The sequence below is a fragment of the Geothrix sp. 21YS21S-2 genome, assembly GCF_030846775.1.
GTDB lineage: Bacteria > Acidobacteriota > Holophagae > Holophagales > Holophagaceae > Mesoterricola.
The window spans coordinates 1025631-1041482 of the sequence record NZ_CP132910.1 but is presented as its reverse complement, the minus strand read 5'-3'; the positions used below and the strand labels follow the sequence as shown (position 1 = coordinate 1041482).

Genomic DNA, 15852 nt, shown 5'->3' with positions numbered 1-15852 from the left:
TAACCCGCGTGCGACGTTATATTTGGATGGATACAGAGGATGGCCGCTAAGTGGCGGATTGAAACTGCATGTAAACACGATGGTTGGGTCGTCTATTGGCCGGGAGATCGCCCAGGGGCCCTTCCTTGGCATGGATAGTGCTTCGTCAGGGGAAACGGAATGGGCTCTCCACGGAGTTCAAGAAAAACCTAACCTGCAACGCGCCAAAGCGAACCCGGCCAGGGGCCGGGAGGGCCGGAGGCGCAGATCACGGGAGCGACTCATGACAAAACTGCTCATGATCCATCCGGACAAATGTACCGGGTGCAAGAACTGTTCTCTTGCCTGTACGTTCGGTCACGAGGGCCAGTTCCGCCCCGCCGGCACGCGGGTCCACGTGTACACCTGGGAGCGGGAAGGCTTCTCGGTGCCCATGATGTGCCAGCAGTGCGACGACGCCTCGTGCATCAAGGTCTGCCCCACCGGCGCGCTGCACCGCCCCCAGGGCGGGGACGTGGTGGTCTACGAGAAGGCCAAGTGCATCGGCTGCCGCATGTGCACCATGGCCTGCCCCTTCGGCAACGCCGTCTACGACGGCGCCACGGGCTCGATCCTGAAGTGCGACACCTGCGGCGGGAAGCCCGAGTGCGTGCGCATGTGCCCCAGCGGGGCCCTGGAGTACATCGACGACAACATCTCCACGCGATCCCGCAAGAAGTCATTCGCCGCCAAGTTCAAAGCGGCCATCCAGGAGGGTTGAACATGTACGGATGGGTCGGCAAGGTGCTTCGCGTGAACCTCACGACGGGAGCCATCAGCAAGGAAGCCACCAACCCCAAGGACGCGGCCCTCTTCCTGGGCGCGCGGGGCCTGGGCACCAAGATCCTGACCGACGAGGTGGATCCCAAGGTGGATCCCCTGTCCCCGGAGAACAAGCTCATCTTCGCGCCGGGGCCGTTCTCGGGGACCTTCGCGCCCTCGGGGGGCCGCTACAACGTCGTCACCAAGGGGCCCCTCACGGGCACCATCGCCGCCTCCAATTCCGGCGGCTCCTTCGGACCCGAGCTGAAGTACGCGGGCTACGACCTGGTGATCCTGGAAGGCCGGGCGCCCAGCCCCGTCTACCTGTGGATCAAGGACGACGTGGTCGAGCTCCGGGACGCGACCCACCTCTGGGGCAGGCAGGTGCCCGAGACCACGGAGATGCTGCGCGCCGAAACGGACGAGGAGGCCAAGGTCGCCTGCATCGGGCCCGCCGGCGAGAAGCTGGTGCTCTTCGCTTCGATCATGAACGAGATGCACCGTGCGGCAGGGAGGACCGGCGTAGGCGCGGTCATGGGCTCCAAGAACCTCAAGGCCGTGGTCGTGGTGGGCATGGGCGCCGTGAAGGTGGCCGACCCCAAGGGCTTCATGGCGGCCGTGGACAAGGCCCGGGAGGCCGTGCGCCTGCACCCCGTGGGCGGCGCGGGCCTCAAGGCCTACGGCACCGACGTGCTGGTCAACATCCTCAACGAGACCGGCGCGCTGCCCACCCGCAACTTCCGGGACGGGCACTTCCCCACCGCCAACAAGGTGGGCGGCGAGACCCTCACCGACACGCTGCTGGTGCGGGCCAAGGGCTGCTATTCCTGCGTCATCAGCTGCGGGCGCGTCACGAAGATCTCCAACCCGAAGTACCGGGGCGAAGGCGAGGGCCCCGAGTACGAGGCCGCCTGGGGCTTCGGTCCGGACTGCGGCATCGACGACCTGGAGGCCGTCACCAAGGCCAACTTCCTCTGCAACGAGTACGGCATGGACTCCATCACCGTGGGGGCCACCATCGCCTGCGCCATGGACCTCTTCAAGGAAGGCCACCTGACCCTCGAGGACACCGGCGGCATCGACCTCAGCTTCGGCAACGCCGCCACCATGGTGGAACTCACCCGCATGATGGGCGAGCGGGAAGGCTTCGGGGACAAGCTGGCCCTGGGCTCGTACCGACTCGCCGAGCTCTACGGCCACCCGGAGTTCTCCATGACGGTCAAGAAGCAGGAGATGCCCGCCTACGACCCCCGGGGCATCCAGGGCATCGGCCTGAACTACGCCACCACCAACCGGGGCGGCTGCCACGTGCGCGGCTACACCATCGCGGTGGAGGTGCTGGGCAACGGCGCCAAGCTGGATCCCCATGTGACGGACGAGAAGCCCTTCTGGGTGAAGCTCTTCCAGGACCTCACCGCGGCCGTGGATTCCTCGGGCGCGTGCCTGTTCGGAACCTTCGGCATGAGCGGGGAGGACTTCGCGTCCATGCTCTCCACCATCACGGGCGTGACGTACACCCTGGAGGACTACCTCCGGGCGGGCGAGCGGGTCTGGAACCTGGAGCGGCAGTTCAACCTCAAGGCAGGTTTCACCATGAAGGACGACAACCTGCCCGAGCGCCTGCTCAAATCCCCCATCAAGACGGGCCCCTCCAAGGGGGAGGTGAACCGCCTGGGCGAAATGCTGCCGGAGTACTACAAGCTGCGGGGCTGGGACGACCAGGGTGTGCCCACGGCCGAAAAGCTCCGGGAACTTTCCCTCGTCTGATGCACGTCAAATACTTCGCTGACGTCCGTCGCCTCTCGGGCTGTTTTGAGGAGGACTGGACCCAGCCGGCCGCCACGCTCGGCGAGCTCGTCCAAGGGCTCGCCGGGCGTCACGGTCCGGCCTTCGGGGAGCGGGTCCAGCCCTGCGGAAGCCTGAGCAGCACGATCATCGTCCTGGTCAACGGCCAGAACATCGTTCACCTGGAAGGCCTGGCCACGCGCCTGGACCCCGGGGACACCGTGGCCTTCTTCCCCATGGTCGCCGGGGGTTGACCGCACCTCGCCTGGAGAACCCGCCTTGAACGACAAGCTCCTGATCCTCCTTCCCCTGGCCGCCCTCCTGGGCGGCATGCTTCTGCAATGGCTGTTGGCCGGCCTGCTCACCCCGAGGGGGAAGGGCCGGCTGGCCTTCGCGGCCGTGCTGGCCTCCCTGGCGGGGGTCCTGGCCGCCTGGCCGCGAATCCTCGCGGGGGGGACCCTCGACGCCGCCTTCGGCCCCTGGGACGGTCCGATCCGCCTGACCTACCACGTGGACGGCCTGTCGCTCCTGTTCGCGCTCATGGGGGCGGGCATCGGCGCGGCGGTGCTCCTGTACGCCGTGTCCTACATGGAGGACGAGCGGGCCACGACGCGGTTCTACTCCCTGGTGCTGCTGTTCATCGGAGGGCTGGTGCACCTGGTGTACACGGCCGACCTGTTCCTGCTGTACCTGAGCTGGGAGGTGGTGGGCCTGTGCTCCTTCCTCCTGGTGGGCTTCTGGTACCGCAAGGAGGAGGCCGCCTACGGCGCCCGGAAGGTGCTGACCATGACCCACCTGGCGGGGTACGGCCTCCTGGGGGCCGTGATCCTGCTGTACGGCCGCACGGGGTCCACCCTCTGGACGGATCCCAAGGTCCAGGGCGCCTTCACGACGGGCCTGTTCCTCCTCGTGCTGGTGGCCTCCCTGGCCAAGTCGGTGCAGTTCCCCCTGCACACCTGGATCCCGGACGCCATGGCGGCCCCGACCCCGGTGAGCGCCCTCCTGCATGCCGCCTGCTACGTCAAGGCGGGCGTCTACCTCATCGCGCGGCTCCATTCCTTCGGCACCTGGCCCGCGGGCTGGGGAACGCTGCTGGCCTGGCTGGGCGCCACGACCATCGTCGTGGGCGCCCTCCTGGCCCTCGCCCAGAAGGACCTCAAGCGCCTCCTGGCCTATTCGACCGTGAGCCAGATCGGCTACATGATGCTGGGACTGGGCCTGGGAACGCCCCTGGCCGTGGCGGCCGGGCTCCTGCACTGCCTGAACCACGGCCTCTTCAAGGGCGGGCTCTTCCTCTGCGCGGGCGCGGTGCAGCATGCCACCGGCACCCGGGACATGGACCGCCTGGGCGGGCTGGGCCGGCAGATGCCCCGGACCATGGCCCTCTGGCTGGTGGTGGCCGGGAGCATCGCGGGGGTGCCGCTTCTCAACGGCTTCGTGAGCAAGTGGCTCCTGTACGACGCCGCCCTGGAGGCCGGGCGGCCCATGCTGGCCCTGGTCCCGTGGATCGGCAGCATCCTCACCGTGTTCATGTTCCTCAAGGCCACCACGGGGGTCTTCCTGGGCTCGGGCACCCGGGAGACCGAGCACGCGCACGAGGCCTCCGGCGGCATGCTCGCAGGCATCGGCGCCCTGGCGGCCGGCTGCGTGATCCTGGGGGTGGCTCCCCAGCTGGCCATCCGCTTCCTCATCAATCCCCTGATGCCGGCCCTGGGCTACGCGCCCCTGGCGGGCGTGGGCTGGTTCGGCCTGACGGCGGGGCAGGGGAGCTGGTACGCCTCGGCGGGCCTGGGGCTCGGCCTCGTGGCGATGGCCTTCGGACTGCTGGTGTACGGGCTGGCCCGCCCCGCCCGGGGCGTGGTGGCCGTGGGGGCCGCCGCGGTCTTCTCCGGCGGGGAGCCCCTGGGTTCCACGGGCCGCCTGGGGGCCGGAGACTTCTCCCGCATCGTCGCGGACGCCCTGGCGCCCTTCTTCCGCCTGGCGGACGTGGACCGGTACTACCTGGGCGCCTGGCACGGCCTGAACCGCCTCGGGGCACGGCTCGACGCCCTCTCCCGCCTCGCCGAGGGCAACGCGCCCGTGCTGCTGGCGGCCTTCTGCGCGGCCCTGGGGGCCTTCGCCGGGTTCCTGCCCACCGGTCCGGCCGCGGTTCCGGAACTCCCCGTCCCGGGGCTCCTGGCGGCCTCCGTGGGCCTGGCCTGGGTGGGGTTGACCGTGGCCACGGGCCTCAAGCGTTTGCCGCACTTCCTGGCCTCAGGCGCCCTGGCCCTGGCCGGCCTGCTTCTGGCCCACGGGCTTTTGCGGGGCGTCCTCCTGGAGGCGGCGGCCGTGGCGGCCCTCCTCGCCCTGACGCGCAAGGAGGGGTCCCGGGCCTACCTGGCCGCGATCGTCCTTTCCGCGCTGGGCACCCTGGGCGGCGCCCTGGCCGCCGAACACGGCCATCCCCGCCTGGCCATGGCGCTCCTCCTGCCCGGCCTGGGCATCAAGGTGGGCCTGGTGCCCCTGTCCCTCTGGCTCACCCGGGTGGCCGAGAGGGCTCCGGCGCTGGTGACGGGCCTCGTCATCGCCGTGGTGGACGTGGCGGCCCTCGCCGAGCTCCTGGCCCAGCCGGGGCTCTTCACGGGCGCGCCCTGGATCGCCTTCGGCCTCCTGTCGGCGGTGGCCGGGGCCTTCCTGGCCCTGGGCACGGACAACCTGAAGCGGTTCCTCGCCTATTCGACCATCGTGGACATGGGCCTGATCACCCTGGCCGTGGCCCTGGGCGGGCCGCTGGGCCTGCGGGGCGCGGTCCTGGGGGGGGCGGTGCACGCCCTGGCCAAGGCGCTCCTGTTCGTCGCCATCTCCGTGCCCGAGGCGGCGGGCGTCTCCCTGGAGGGGCCCCGCGGCCTGGCCGCGCGGCACCCGCTGCCCGCCGCGGGCTTCCTGGTGGGGGCGCTGGCCGTGGTGGGCGTGCCGCCGACCCTGGGCTTCGCCGCCCACTGGCGGCTCTTCAGCGCCTCGGCGGGGCATCCGGCCCTGCTGGCCTCGCTGCTGGCGGTGACCATGCTGTCCGTGGCGGTGTACGCCCGGGCCATCGCCCGGTTCTGGTGGGGCGGGGAATCCACGGAGCCCGCTCCGGGGTGCCCGGCGGCGCCCCGGTTCGTGATCATCGTGCTGGCGGGCCTCCTGCTCGTCCTCGGCTTCAGCGGGAGGATGCCATGGGCGTTCTAGAACCCCTCGTGCTCCGCCTGGTGGACCGGGCCCGGCGCAAATCGGCCTGGCTCTTCCACTTCAACGCCGGCGCCTGCAACGGCTGCGACATCGAGCTGGTGGCCTGCCTCACGCCGCGCTACGACGTGGAGCAGCTGGGCATCCGCCTGGAAGGCAGCCCCCGCCACGCCGACATCCTCTGCGTCACGGGCCCGGTCACCCGCACCACCCGGGAGGCCCTGGCCACCATCCACGCCCAGATTCCCGACCCCAAGGTGGTGGTGGCCATCGGGTCCTGTCCGGCCTCGGGCAACGTCTTCGCCGGGAGCCCCATGATCGACGGCCCCCTGGACCGCATCGTCCCCGTGGACCTCTACATTCCGGGCTGCCCGCCCCGGCCCGGCGCCGTGGTGCAGGGCATCGCGGAGGCCATCGAACTCCTGGTGGCCCGGAAGGAGGCCGTATGACGCCGACCCGTCTCCTCCTGGCCCTGCTGGTGTTCCCCGGGGTCCTGTACGCCGTCCCCATGGGCTGGCTCATGCAGGCCAGCGAGCGCAAGGTCGTGGCGCGGCTGCAGGGCCGCATCGGCCCGCCGCTCACCCAGGGCTTCTACGATTTCGTCAAGCTCCTGGCCAAGGCCCCCGTGCCCCGGGCCGAGCCCTTCCTGCTCACCCTGCTGCCCCTCCTGGCCGTGGGCGCGACCCTGGGCGCCCTGGCCCTGCTGCCGGTGTGGACGGGGGGCTTCACCGGGGACCTGATCCTCTTCGTGGGGCTGCTGGAATTGGCGCCCCTGTGCGCCGTCCTGGCGGGCTTCGCCTCCCGGTCGGTGTACGGGGAGGTGGGCGCCGTGCGCGAGGCCGTCCTGGGCATCAGCGTGAACGTGCCGTTCCTGGCCGCCCTCCTGGCCCTGGCCACCGCCTCCGGCAGCCTGCAGCTGGCCCAGGTGGCCGGCGGGGCGCCCTGGCTCGTGCGGGGCCCCGCGCTGGCGGCCCTCCTGTGCTGCCTGCCCGTGAAGCTGCGGCTGAACCCCTTCTCGGTGGCCAACGCCGAACAGGAGATCCTCGCCGGGCCCCTCACCGAGTTCGACGGTCCCCGCCTGGCCCTGTGGGAACTGGCCCACGGGCTGGAGTGGGTGGTCCTCGCCGGATTGGTAGCCTCGCTGGCCGTTCCCGGGCGGGGCGTCGCCTTCGTGCTGGTGTCCCTCGCCGTGGTCCCCCTCCTGGGAACCCTGGCGGCCGCCACCGCCCGCCTCAAGATCAACCAGGCCGCCCGGTTCCTGTGGACCTGGGCCGCCCTGGCCGCGGCCGCGTCCGTGTTCGCGGCCCTGGCCATCCGCCACGGGAGGCTCTGATGTACCACATCCTGCGCCGCATGGCCGGAAACCTCGCGAAGGGGCCCGCCTCCCTGCGCTTTCCCGCCGATGTGCCGCCCCCGCCCGGGCTGCGGGGCCGGGTGCGCATCGATTCCGGCCGCTGCCTCGCCTGCGGCATCTGCTCGTACGTGTGCGTCGGCGGGGCCATCACCGGGGCGGAACGGCAGGGCGCCTACGAATGGTCCTACGACCCCGGCCGCTGCAGCTTCTGCGGGCGCTGCGAGGACCATTGCCCGGGTTCGGCCCTCTCCATGGAGCCCGCGGCGGTTCCCTGCTACACGGCGCCCGGGGCCCTGGCGGTTTCGGCCACCGTGGCCTTCCCGGCGTGCCCGGAATGCGGGGAGCCCAACCGGCACATCACCGAGGAATGGATCGGCAAGGCCTTCCAGGCGCCCGCCGGGGAGACCCGGGAGCTCCTGGGCCTGTGCGTGCGGTGCCGCCGCAAGCGCCTCGCCCTGGCCATGAAGCAGTCCAACGGAGGCGAACGATGAAGACGCAGGGCATTCGAGAACGCTGCGGCGGGGACTGGGTCCACCGGTCCGACGGCTGGTGGCGGACCCTGACCCTGGATCAGGTGGTGGCCGCGGCCGGGGTCCTGAAGGCCGGGGGGGCCCGCTTCGCCTCCCTCCTGGTGCGCCCGGTGGATGGCGGGCTCCGCCTCTCGTGGCACTGGGACGTCCAGGGGACGCTCCTTTCCCTCCAGGCCACCGCGGCGCCGGGCGAGCCCATCCCCAGCCTGGGGGGCCTGTGGCCCTGCACGGACTGGGCCGAGCGGGAGGCACGGGACTACTACGCGGTGACCTTCTCCGGACGGGAGAGCACGCCGCCTTTGATGCTTCGCGACGGGGACGCCCCCGGCGTGCTGCTCGCCGGGAGGACCTCATGACGTACCGCATCCCCGTCGGGCCCTACCACCTGGCCCTGGAAGAGCCCTACAAGATCGAAGTGGAGTGCGAGGGCGAGAACGTCGCCGGCGCCCGGCTCACCGTGGGCTACAACTTCCGCGGCATCGAGTGGCTGGCCGAGCACAAGAACATCACCCAGAGCATCGCGCTCATGGAGCGGGTGTGCGGCATCTGCTCCAACGTGCACTCCATGACCTTCTGCCTGGCGCTGGAACGCATCGGCGGCGTGGAGGTGCCTGCCCGCGCCCAGCACATCCGGGTGGTCATGGCCGAGCTGGAGCGGATCCACTCCCACATCCTGTGGGCCGGCGTCGCCGCGGAGCTCACCGGCTTCCACACGCTATTCATGACCTGCTTCCAGCTCCGCGAGCGCGTCATGGACCTGCTGGAGCTCATCTCGGGCAACCGGGTGAACTATTCCATGAACCGCATCGGCGGGGTGAACCGCGACCTCGACTGCGAATCCGCGATCCTGGCCGGCATCCGCGAGATCCGGGCCGGCCTCCTGGAGACCCTCGTGCCCGTCTTCACCACGGACCGCACCGTGGCCGCGAGGTGCGCGGGGGTGGGCCGCCTGACCCTGGAGGATGCCCGGAATCACGGCGCCGTGGGTCCCGTGGCCCGGGCCTCCGGGGTGGACCAGGATCTGCGCCGGGACGCGCCGTACCTGGTCTACGGCCAGCTGGACTTCGAAGTGCCCGTGGGCCGGGGCGGGGACGTCCTGGACCGGGTCGTGGTGCGCGCCCGGGAGCTCCTGGCCAGCTGCTCCATCGTGGAGCAGGCCCTGGAGCGCATGCCCGCGGGCCCCATCCACCAGGGCGACCTCTACGCCGTGGCCCCCGGCGAAGCCGTCATGCGCATCGAGGCCCCCCGGGGCGAGGTGTTCTACTACGTCGCCTCGGACGGCACCGACCTTCCGGTGCGGGTGAAGGTGCGCACCCCGACCTTCCTCAACATCCCCACCGTGGTGCCCATGCTCAAGGGCGCGGCCCTGGCCGACGTCCCCCTGATCCAGGGCTCCATCGATCCCTGCTACTCCTGCACGGACCGGTAGGATGCACGAACTCGCCCTCATGGCCGGGATGCTGGAGATCATCCGCGGCGAAGCCCGCGCCCAGGGCTTCACCCGGGTCTCCAGGGTCGTGCTGGAAATCGGCCGGCTGGCCGGGGTGGAGCCGGAGGCCCTGCGCTTCGCCTTCGACGTGAGCGCCTGCGGCACCGTGGCGGAGGGGGCGGAACTGGAGATCGAGGAACCCGAGGGCAGGGCGGAATGTTCGGACTGCCTGCGCATCGTGCCGGTGGGTTCGATTCGCGGCGGGTGTCCCTCCTGCGGCGGGAATTCCCTGAAGGTCATCTCAGGCAAGGAAATGCGCGTGAAGTTCCTGGACGTCGACTAGCCCTTCTCCCAAGGAGCCCCCTTGATCCCCGCAAAATCCAGCCCCTGCTGGCGCCAACTGGTGACCGGCCAACGCCCCCTCCAGACCGAGATGCTCGGCCTCCAGATGCTGCTCAAGCGCATGCAGAGGCGAACCCTGGGCCCCCACACCGAGGCCGACGTGGCCTCCGCGGCGGAGGAGGTCCACGCCTTCTTCGTCAAGTACCAGGGCTCCCTCGCCAACGAACTCCGCTCCCTCTAGGAACCCCCATGACAAGCGCCATGTATTCCCGCACCGAAGCCGAAGCCCTGATCAAGACCGGCCGCTTCCTCGCCCTTGCCGCCGACGAGGCCGTGCTCCGGCAGCTTCCCCCCGGCAACTGGATCGGCGGAACCACTCCCTACTTCGTCGGGGAGGAAGGCGGGCTGATGTCCCGGGAACTCGTGCACGTGACCGAACTGGCCGAAGCCGGTTCCGCCGCCACCCTGGTGGAATACGACCGGGCGGGTCTTCAGCGCATCGCCGGGGAAGGTCCGGAGAACGGGTTCACCCTCGTGATCATCCCCGCCCTCAGCGACCTGCACCGGGAGTACGCCTCCGGTGCCGACGAATACCCCGGCATGTTCATGACCCCCATCGTCGGCTGGATCGCCGGCGTGCACCTGGACGACCTGGGCAAGGTCACGCCCAAGGTGGTCAACGGCCGGACGGGGAAGGTGTCCGACGCCATGGCGGTCGCCCTGCACGTGCCTTTGCCGGCGCGCCAGCTGGCCATGATCCGCATCCTCAACCTCTTCCACCCGGGCGACGGGGACGTGCTGACCTTCCCGAAGGACGGCTTCACCGCCGCGGATTGCCTGGTCAACGGTCAGCCCGCCAACTTCGCCGAGTACGTCGCCGAGCAGAAGCTCGACCTCGCCCGCCCCCTGGTGGCGGACTACAACGGCGCCCGGGTCAACACCTCCTTCCAGTCGGTGGAGCCCGGCGTGGTGCATTTCTACGCCCCGGTCTTCACCGGAGTGGACTACCGGCACGCGGCCCCCGTCGGCGACTACGTCCAGGAGCTCAACGCCCTGGTCGCGGGCCTCCAGGCCGCCCCCCGCTTCTCGTGCAACTGCATCCTCAACTACCTGTTCGGCAAGCTGGAAGGCCGCAGAACGGGCGAGCTCACGGGACCCGTCACCTTCGGGGAGATCGGATACCAGCTGCTGAATCAGACGCTGGTGTACCTGGAAGTCGTGAACAAGTGGTAGCAGGATCTGCCGCTGTGTCCGCCTCGACCCTCCCGGGGCCAGGCCGGGCGCCGCGTCGGGTCCAGGGCCTGTTTGCAGTCCAAGTCCAGAGGGAGCCACTCCAGTCGTGACGCCACCTTGCAGGGATGGCGCGCAGCTTTCTCACGGAGGAGATGTGGGAGCGCATGGTGGCCTTGGCCTGCATTCAGACGAGGCTTCGGATCCAGCCAAAGAGGCTTTCATCCCTTTCCATTCCCGTCCATGGACGGGGATAATAGGGGATGAGATCGGTCAGGCAGATCCCTGCCTTTGCTGCGAATCCTCGGCTGGAAACACACCCTAGTGTTGGCCGCCAGAAGAACAGGTAACACCTTGTCCCCCCCCCTTCGCCTCGGGTCCAGTTCAGGGCTTGGTGTTGACGAGTCGCTTGATGCCCCCGTCCTTGAGGGGCCAGTTATGAAAATTGATCAGCAGGCCCACTTCGAAATTTGCAAAGTGGAGGCAACTATTCAGTTGGGCGAAGTCGGCATCCGAAAACTTCGCAATGGCCTTCGCCTCGACGACCACCTTGTGGTCCACCACGATATCCATGATGTAGGCATTCTCGACGCACAATTCCTTGTAGGTGATGTCGAGGTGAACCTCGCGTAGGGCCTCGTGTCCGGCCAACCTGAGTTCATGGGCGAGGCAAGCCTTGTAGGCATTTTCCAGGAGTCCAGGCCCCAGAACTATCTGCACCCTGATGGCAGCGAGGATGATGGCTTCGGTGATATCTCGATGGGGATAGTTGTCGCCCCAATCTTCGCCCCAATGCCGACCCATGACTTCCTCCTTCGGGTCAGGAGTGCGCTCAATCACGCCGGGACGTTCAGGCCAGAATTCTTTCCTCGGTATCCTCGGCCTCCTCGGCGCCTCGGCGATGGGTTTTTCGACGGGTGCTTCGGCGCATGTAATCTTTGCGCCGACTGATACTTGAGAAAGCCATCGCCGAGGCGCCGAGGAGGCCGAGGATACCGAGGAAAAGAAAAAGGCAGGTTCGCCGTCAACCCTTGGCAGAGGCCGTCCGAATGGCCGCGAGGGCCTGCCGTGCTCGTGTCACCTTGGCGAGGATATCGTTCGCGGACGCGGTCCAAACAAATGGTTTCGGAGCGGCATTGTGTCTCGCGATATAGGTGTGGATCGCTGCTTCGAGTTCCGGGACGGATCTGAAAATACCCCTTCGGATGCGGTTCTCCGTGATGTCCCGGAAAAATCGCTCCACCATGTTCAACCACGATGAACTGGTGGGGGTGAAGTGAACGTGGACCCTCGAATGGCCTTTCAACCAGCTTTTGACCGCCGGATGTTTGTGGGTGGCGTAGTTGTCGCAAATGATGTGCAGAGCGAGTCGCTTCGACGTACCCCGCTCAAGCCGCTTGAGGAACTTCAGCCACTCCTCATGGCGATGACGTGGCATCGTGGCCGAGATCACCGTACCATCCAGCGTGTTCATGGCCGCAAAGAGGGTGGTCGTTCCATTGCGCTTGTAGTCGTGCGTCATGGTGCCGCAGCGACCCTTCTTCATCGGTAGGCCAGGCTGAGTCCGGTCCAGGGCCTGAATCTGGCTCTTCTCATCTACGCTCAGCACGATGGCATGCTCCGGAGGGTCCAGATACAGGGCCACGATGTCCACCAACTTCTCTTCGAAATGAGGATCGTTGCTTAACTTGAAACCAACGGTGCGGTGCGGCTTGAGGCCATTCTGACGCCAAATGCGTCCCACCGTGCTCTCGCTCACCCCGGTGGCCTGCGCCATGGAGGCCCGGCTCCAGTGCGTGGCATTGACGGGCTGTTCCTGCGTCGTCTTATGGAGCACCTCTTGCCCCTTCAAAGCAATCACCCAAGACTTCCGGCCTCGACCTGGGCGTTCCCTCTCGAGGCCATCGAAGCCCGCTTCCTCCCATCGCTTGAGGCATTGCCAAGCAGTCCGATGATCACAGCCCAAAGCCTGGCCGATGTCACGAAAGGACTCGCCAGAAGCTCGATGAAGAACAATCTTGGCCCGAAGGACGCTGCGCGCAGGCAAGGTCCGGCTCGGCGCCATTTCCTCAAGGCGTCTGAATTGCTCCACAGTTAGATCAACTCGCCCCACTTGCGCCAAAGTTCTCACCTGCCGCCTGGATGCGACGAGCTGTATTGGCGTTACAGGTATTTCTGGCGCCCTACACTAGTTCCAATGCGCCTCGGGATCCCACCTGAAGCCCACCGTCACCATCGGTATCCGGGCTGCCGGATGGATTCCATAGAAGTCCCGGATGATCGCCGTTCCCAGCTCCGCGATGCCCTGGCCGGTGATCCGGAGCTGGCGCACCTGGTTCTGCTCGCACTCTTCGACGTGATAGCCAAGTGCCGTCGCCATTTCGGCAATCCTGGACTTGTCGGACAGGTTCCTGTGGCCAACGAGAACCCAATCCAGGCCGACAACGCCGTGGTCGATGGAAAACTGGAGCTGGACTCCTTCCCCGCCGGATGGGAGCGTAAGAACGCTGGCGTTCCCCTCCCGAGCGGAAACCTGAAGCTGGGCCAGGATTTCGGGGATCTCTGACGAAGCTACGTGATGCGTCGCCGGCGAGCGGCGGCGGAGGGCACGGATCAAAAGTCCAATGGAAACAATAATAATACTAAGCAGTAGAAGGAGCTTCACGGGATTCCTTTCGCCCGGTTGATCGTCCCGGACGCCAGCAGGGGACGTGATCGTCATTTAAGTAGCTGGATAAAATTAAGGTTACCACTTCCAGCCAGGGGGGGGGTGCGCATCCTCGTCTCCCCATAGGCACGGGAAGCGGATCCCCCCCAGGAAATGACCAATCCATGGGCGACTGGGACGCTAAATCAATGGTGTATTCCTGATTGGATCTATAGACATTAAATCCAAAACTTTTTTACCTTAGTATTTTCAGAATGTTGGATCTTTTTTCTCATGTGCAACCCTTGCACTCCTTTACCTCCAACCGATATTGGGCGACTCCTGAGACCGCCCCCCGGTCCCTCGACACCTTCCCCTTCCCATGAGGTGCCTGTGCGAAGACGACTCCTACCGCTCCTCCTGGCCGCAGCCAGCATTCTCCCCGGCCAGTCCACCCAGAAGCTGCCCAATAACACCGGCTCCAGTAAATACGTTGTATTTGCCTGGAACGACCTGGGCATGCACTGCCTCAATCCCACCTACGACAAGGCGGTGATCCTGCCCCCGTACAACACGATCCAGGCCCAGGTGGTCCAGCGGGGCAATCCGCCTGTCGTGGTGACCACGGGCGTCAACCTCAGCTACAGCATCCTCGGCAACACCACCTCCGCCAACAAAGGCAACTTCGGCCAGTTCTGGACCAACGCCTTCAAGCTGTTCGGCGCCAGCCCCGCCCTGGACCATGGCCTGAACCTGGATGATCCCTCGATCTCGAACGGCCTGTCCGGCGCCATGATCGCCAAGGGCAACCGTTTCGTGGTGAACGGCATCCCCCTTACGCCCATCAATGATGCGGGGGTCTGGAACCCTTACCAGACCGGCCTCATCACCGTGAAGGATGCCAGCGGGGCCACGGTGGCCAGGACCCAGATCGTGGTTCCGACCTCCGATGAGATCAACTGCGCGAAATGCCACGGCAGTGCCGACCCTCTGGGCGACATCCTGCACAAGCACGATGCGAAGCACCTGACCAACCTGGTCAGCAGCGCCCCCGTTCTGTGCGCAAGCTGCCACGGAAGTCCGGTGCTCAACCAAACCGGCCGCGGCTCCGCCGGCACATACCTGTCCGAGGCCATCCATGGGTCCCACGCGACCCGTGGCGCCGCGTGCTACGACTGCCACCCCGGCGCCTCCACCCGGTGCAATCGCTCGCTGGCCCATACGGACGCGACCGGCGCCTGCACGAACTGCCATGGTTCCATGGCCAACGTCGCCGCGACCAGCTTGACCAAGGCCCGGACGCCCTGGGTGAATGAACCGAGCTGCAGCCAGTGCCACACCAACGTTCCCGGGGTGGACACCGCCGGCGTGCTGTTCCGCAATGCCTCCGGTCACGGCAACATGGCCTGCACCGCCTGCCACAACTCGCCCCACGCCATGCTCCCCAGCAGCCAGGCCATGGACACCTTCACCGCCGCCCAGTACCAGGGCACCGCCGCCGCCCCGAAGGCCATCGGCAGCTGCGGCGCCTGCCACGCCTCGAACCACGGCGAAGGGTTCAGTGACTGGCGCTCCGAGCACGGCAGCACCGGAACCTCCACGGAATCCGCCTGCAACGTCTGCCACACGGGCTTCCAGAACCCGGTGCAGGTGAACTTCCCCCACGGGTTCCAATGGAACGCCCGCACCGCAACCGTGGGCTCCGGCCCGGTCAAGAACGTCCCCGTGACCGAAACGCCACTGCCCGGCGCGCCGGTGATCGCCACCCAGCCCAGGAGCCTGACCGTCACCCTGGGGCAGACTGCGACCTTCAGTGTCCAGGTCTCGGGCACCACCCCCGTGACCTATCAGTGGTTCAGGAACAGCGTGGCCGTCGCGGGCGCAACCGGGGCCGCCTACACCACGCCGGCGGCCGTGGTTGCCGACAATGGGGCGGTCTTCACGGTGGTCGTGAAAGCTGCCGGGGGCAGCGTGACGAGCCAGCCCGCAACCCTCACGCTGGTCGTCGGCACGGTTAGCGCCCCAGCGATAACCGCTCAACCCGCCAATCTGACCGTGAGGGCGGGGGCCACCGCCACCTTCTCCGTGACGGCCACCGGTTCCGTGCCACTGACCTACCAATGGCGGAGGAACGGCGTCGCCATCCCCGCCGCGACCGGGTCCAGATACACCACGCCCTCCACCGTCCCGGGCGACTCCGGAACGAAGTTCACGGTGGTGGTGACCAATTCCGCCGGTTCGGCCATCAGCGACCCCGCGACCCTGACGGTGACGACCACGGGCACCGCCCCCCGGATAACCACCCAACCCACGAACCAGCAGGTGCGCGTGGGCCAAACCGCCCGGTTCACCGTGGTGGCCACGGGTTCGGCACCCTTGCGTTACCAGTGGTACAAGAACGGAACGGCTGTGGCCAACGCCACAGCGGCGACCTACTCCTTCGCGGTGGCCCCGTCCGACCGTTACGCCCGGATCCATGTGATGGTCGCCAACCCTTATGGCTCCGCCAAATCCAATACGGTTTGGGTTTCGACCGGCGATTGACTGC

16 protein-coding genes are annotated in these 15852 nt (G+C 67.6%); 13 read left to right on the top strand and 3 right to left on the bottom strand.

All coding sequences use genetic code 11. The annotated features are described in order from the left end of the window. Positions 1-262 precede the first annotated feature (262 nt). The 12 genes from RAH40_RS04725 to RAH40_RS04670 are packed head-to-tail and all read left to right on the top strand — an operon-like array spanning position 263 to position 10660. On the top strand, positions 263-739 hold the full coding sequence (locus RAH40_RS04725; protein WP_306600929.1) for a 4Fe-4S dicluster domain-containing protein: 477 nt from the start codon (positions 263-265) through the stop codon (positions 737-739). 2 nt (positions 740-741) lie between these two features. After that, positions 742-2547: an aldehyde ferredoxin oxidoreductase family protein gene (locus RAH40_RS04720; RefSeq protein WP_306600928.1), complete on the top strand. Its 1806-nt coding sequence runs from the start codon at positions 742-744 to the stop codon at positions 2545-2547. Further along, the gene (locus tag RAH40_RS04715) at positions 2547-2819 is read left to right on the top strand and encodes a MoaD/ThiS family protein (RefSeq protein ID WP_306600927.1); all 273 of its coding nucleotides are present in this window, start codon (positions 2547-2549) and stop codon (positions 2817-2819) included. The genes RAH40_RS04720 and RAH40_RS04715 overlap by 1 nt, the downstream gene beginning before the upstream one ends. A 25-nt stretch (positions 2820-2844) precedes the next feature. Continuing rightward, the gene (locus RAH40_RS04710; RefSeq protein WP_306600926.1) at positions 2845-5775 is read left to right on the top strand and encodes a proton-conducting transporter membrane subunit; all 2931 of its coding nucleotides are present in this window, start codon (positions 2845-2847) and stop codon (positions 5773-5775) included. Then, a complete protein-coding gene (locus RAH40_RS04705) occupies positions 5763-6221 on the top strand; it encodes an NADH-quinone oxidoreductase subunit B family protein (RefSeq protein WP_306600925.1) in 459 nt (152 codons plus the stop codon). Before RAH40_RS04710 ends, RAH40_RS04705 begins: the two co-directional genes overlap by 13 nt. After that, complete coding sequence (locus RAH40_RS04700) at positions 6218-7105, top strand: respiratory chain complex I subunit 1 family protein (RefSeq protein WP_306600924.1); 888 nt, start codon at positions 6218-6220, stop codon at positions 7103-7105. Before RAH40_RS04705 ends, RAH40_RS04700 begins: the two co-directional genes overlap by 4 nt. Then, on the top strand, positions 7105-7617 hold the full coding sequence (locus tag RAH40_RS04695; protein WP_306600923.1) for a 4Fe-4S dicluster domain-containing protein: 513 nt from the start codon (positions 7105-7107) through the stop codon (positions 7615-7617). The genes RAH40_RS04700 and RAH40_RS04695 overlap by 1 nt, the downstream gene beginning before the upstream one ends. Next, positions 7614-8012 (top strand): NADH-quinone oxidoreductase subunit C, encoded by a 399-nt coding sequence (locus RAH40_RS04690; protein ID WP_306600922.1) that lies wholly within the window; start codon positions 7614-7616, stop codon positions 8010-8012. Before RAH40_RS04695 ends, RAH40_RS04690 begins: the two co-directional genes overlap by 4 nt. After that, positions 8009-9085, top strand: a complete 1077-nt coding sequence (locus RAH40_RS04685) for a nickel-dependent hydrogenase large subunit (protein ID WP_306600921.1) — start codon at positions 8009-8011, stop codon at positions 9083-9085. Before RAH40_RS04690 ends, RAH40_RS04685 begins: the two co-directional genes overlap by 4 nt. A gap of 1 nt (position 9086) precedes the next feature. Further along, entirely contained in the window at positions 9087-9428 is a 342-nt protein-coding gene (gene hypA, locus RAH40_RS04680) for a hydrogenase maturation nickel metallochaperone HypA (protein ID WP_306600920.1), read from the top strand. Between the two features lie 21 nt (positions 9429-9449). Next, positions 9450-9668: a hypothetical protein gene (locus tag RAH40_RS04675; protein ID WP_306600919.1), complete on the top strand. Its 219-nt coding sequence runs from the start codon at positions 9450-9452 to the stop codon at positions 9666-9668. 8 nt (positions 9669-9676) lie between these two features. Further along, positions 9677-10660, top strand: coding sequence for a hypothetical protein (locus tag RAH40_RS04670; RefSeq protein ID WP_306600918.1), 984 nt, complete (start codon positions 9677-9679; stop codon positions 10658-10660). Between the two features lie 381 nt (positions 10661-11041). Here the strand turns inward: RAH40_RS04670 and RAH40_RS04665 are convergent, their stop codons facing one another. From RAH40_RS04665 to RAH40_RS04655, 3 genes are all read right to left on the bottom strand, one after another. Then, positions 11042-11461 carry a GxxExxY protein gene (locus RAH40_RS04665; protein WP_306598196.1) on the bottom strand — a complete coding sequence of 140 codons (420 nt, stop codon included), beginning with the start codon at positions 11459-11461 and terminating at the stop codon, positions 11042-11044. A 220-nt stretch (positions 11462-11681) separates the two neighbouring features. Beyond that, complete coding sequence (locus RAH40_RS04660; RefSeq protein ID WP_306600917.1) at positions 11682-12722, bottom strand: IS630 family transposase; 1041 nt, start codon at positions 12720-12722, stop codon at positions 11682-11684. Between the two features lie 123 nt (positions 12723-12845). Further along, positions 12846-13322, bottom strand: coding sequence for a hypothetical protein (locus RAH40_RS04655; RefSeq protein ID WP_306600916.1), 477 nt, complete (start codon positions 13320-13322; stop codon positions 12846-12848). A 375-nt stretch (positions 13323-13697) separates the two neighbouring features. On the opposite strand from RAH40_RS04655, the gene RAH40_RS04650 reads away from it, so the two are divergent. Next, positions 13698-15848 carry an immunoglobulin domain-containing protein gene (locus RAH40_RS04650; protein WP_306600915.1) on the top strand — a complete coding sequence of 717 codons (2151 nt, stop codon included), beginning with the start codon at positions 13698-13700 and terminating at the stop codon, positions 15846-15848. The last annotated feature ends 4 nt before the right edge of the window (positions 15849-15852 follow it).

Excerpts from the sequence above, each read along its gene's own strand:
- RAH40_RS04725 (WP_306600929.1), top strand. The coding sequence starts at position 263 with ATGACAAAACTGCTCATGATCCATCCGGACAAATGTACCGGGTGCAAG.
- RAH40_RS04720 (WP_306600928.1), top strand. The coding sequence starts at position 742 with ATGTACGGATGGGTCGGCAAGGTGCTTCGCGTGAACCTCACGACGGGA.
- RAH40_RS04715 (WP_306600927.1), top strand. The coding sequence starts at position 2,547 with ATGCACGTCAAATACTTCGCTGACGTCCGTCGCCTCTCGGGCTGTTTT.
- RAH40_RS04705 (WP_306600925.1), top strand. The coding sequence starts at position 5,763 with ATGGGCGTTCTAGAACCCCTCGTGCTCCGCCTGGTGGACCGGGCCCGG.
- RAH40_RS04700 (WP_306600924.1), top strand. The coding sequence starts at position 6,218 with ATGACGCCGACCCGTCTCCTCCTGGCCCTGCTGGTGTTCCCCGGGGTC.
- RAH40_RS04695 (WP_306600923.1), top strand. The coding sequence starts at position 7,105 with ATGTACCACATCCTGCGCCGCATGGCCGGAAACCTCGCGAAGGGGCCC.
- RAH40_RS04690 (WP_306600922.1), top strand. The coding sequence starts at position 7,614 with ATGAAGACGCAGGGCATTCGAGAACGCTGCGGCGGGGACTGGGTCCAC.
- RAH40_RS04685 (WP_306600921.1), top strand. The coding sequence starts at position 8,009 with ATGACGTACCGCATCCCCGTCGGGCCCTACCACCTGGCCCTGGAAGAG.
- hypA (WP_306600920.1), top strand. The coding sequence starts at position 9,087 with ATGCACGAACTCGCCCTCATGGCCGGGATGCTGGAGATCATCCGCGGC.
- RAH40_RS04670 (WP_306600918.1), top strand. The coding sequence starts at position 9,677 with ATGACAAGCGCCATGTATTCCCGCACCGAAGCCGAAGCCCTGATCAAG.
- RAH40_RS04665 (WP_306598196.1), bottom strand. The coding sequence starts at position 11,461 with ATGGGTCGGCATTGGGGCGAAGATTGGGGCGACAACTATCCCCATCGA.
- RAH40_RS04660 (WP_306600917.1), bottom strand. The coding sequence starts at position 12,722 with ATGGCGCCGAGCCGGACCTTGCCTGCGCGCAGCGTCCTTCGGGCCAAG.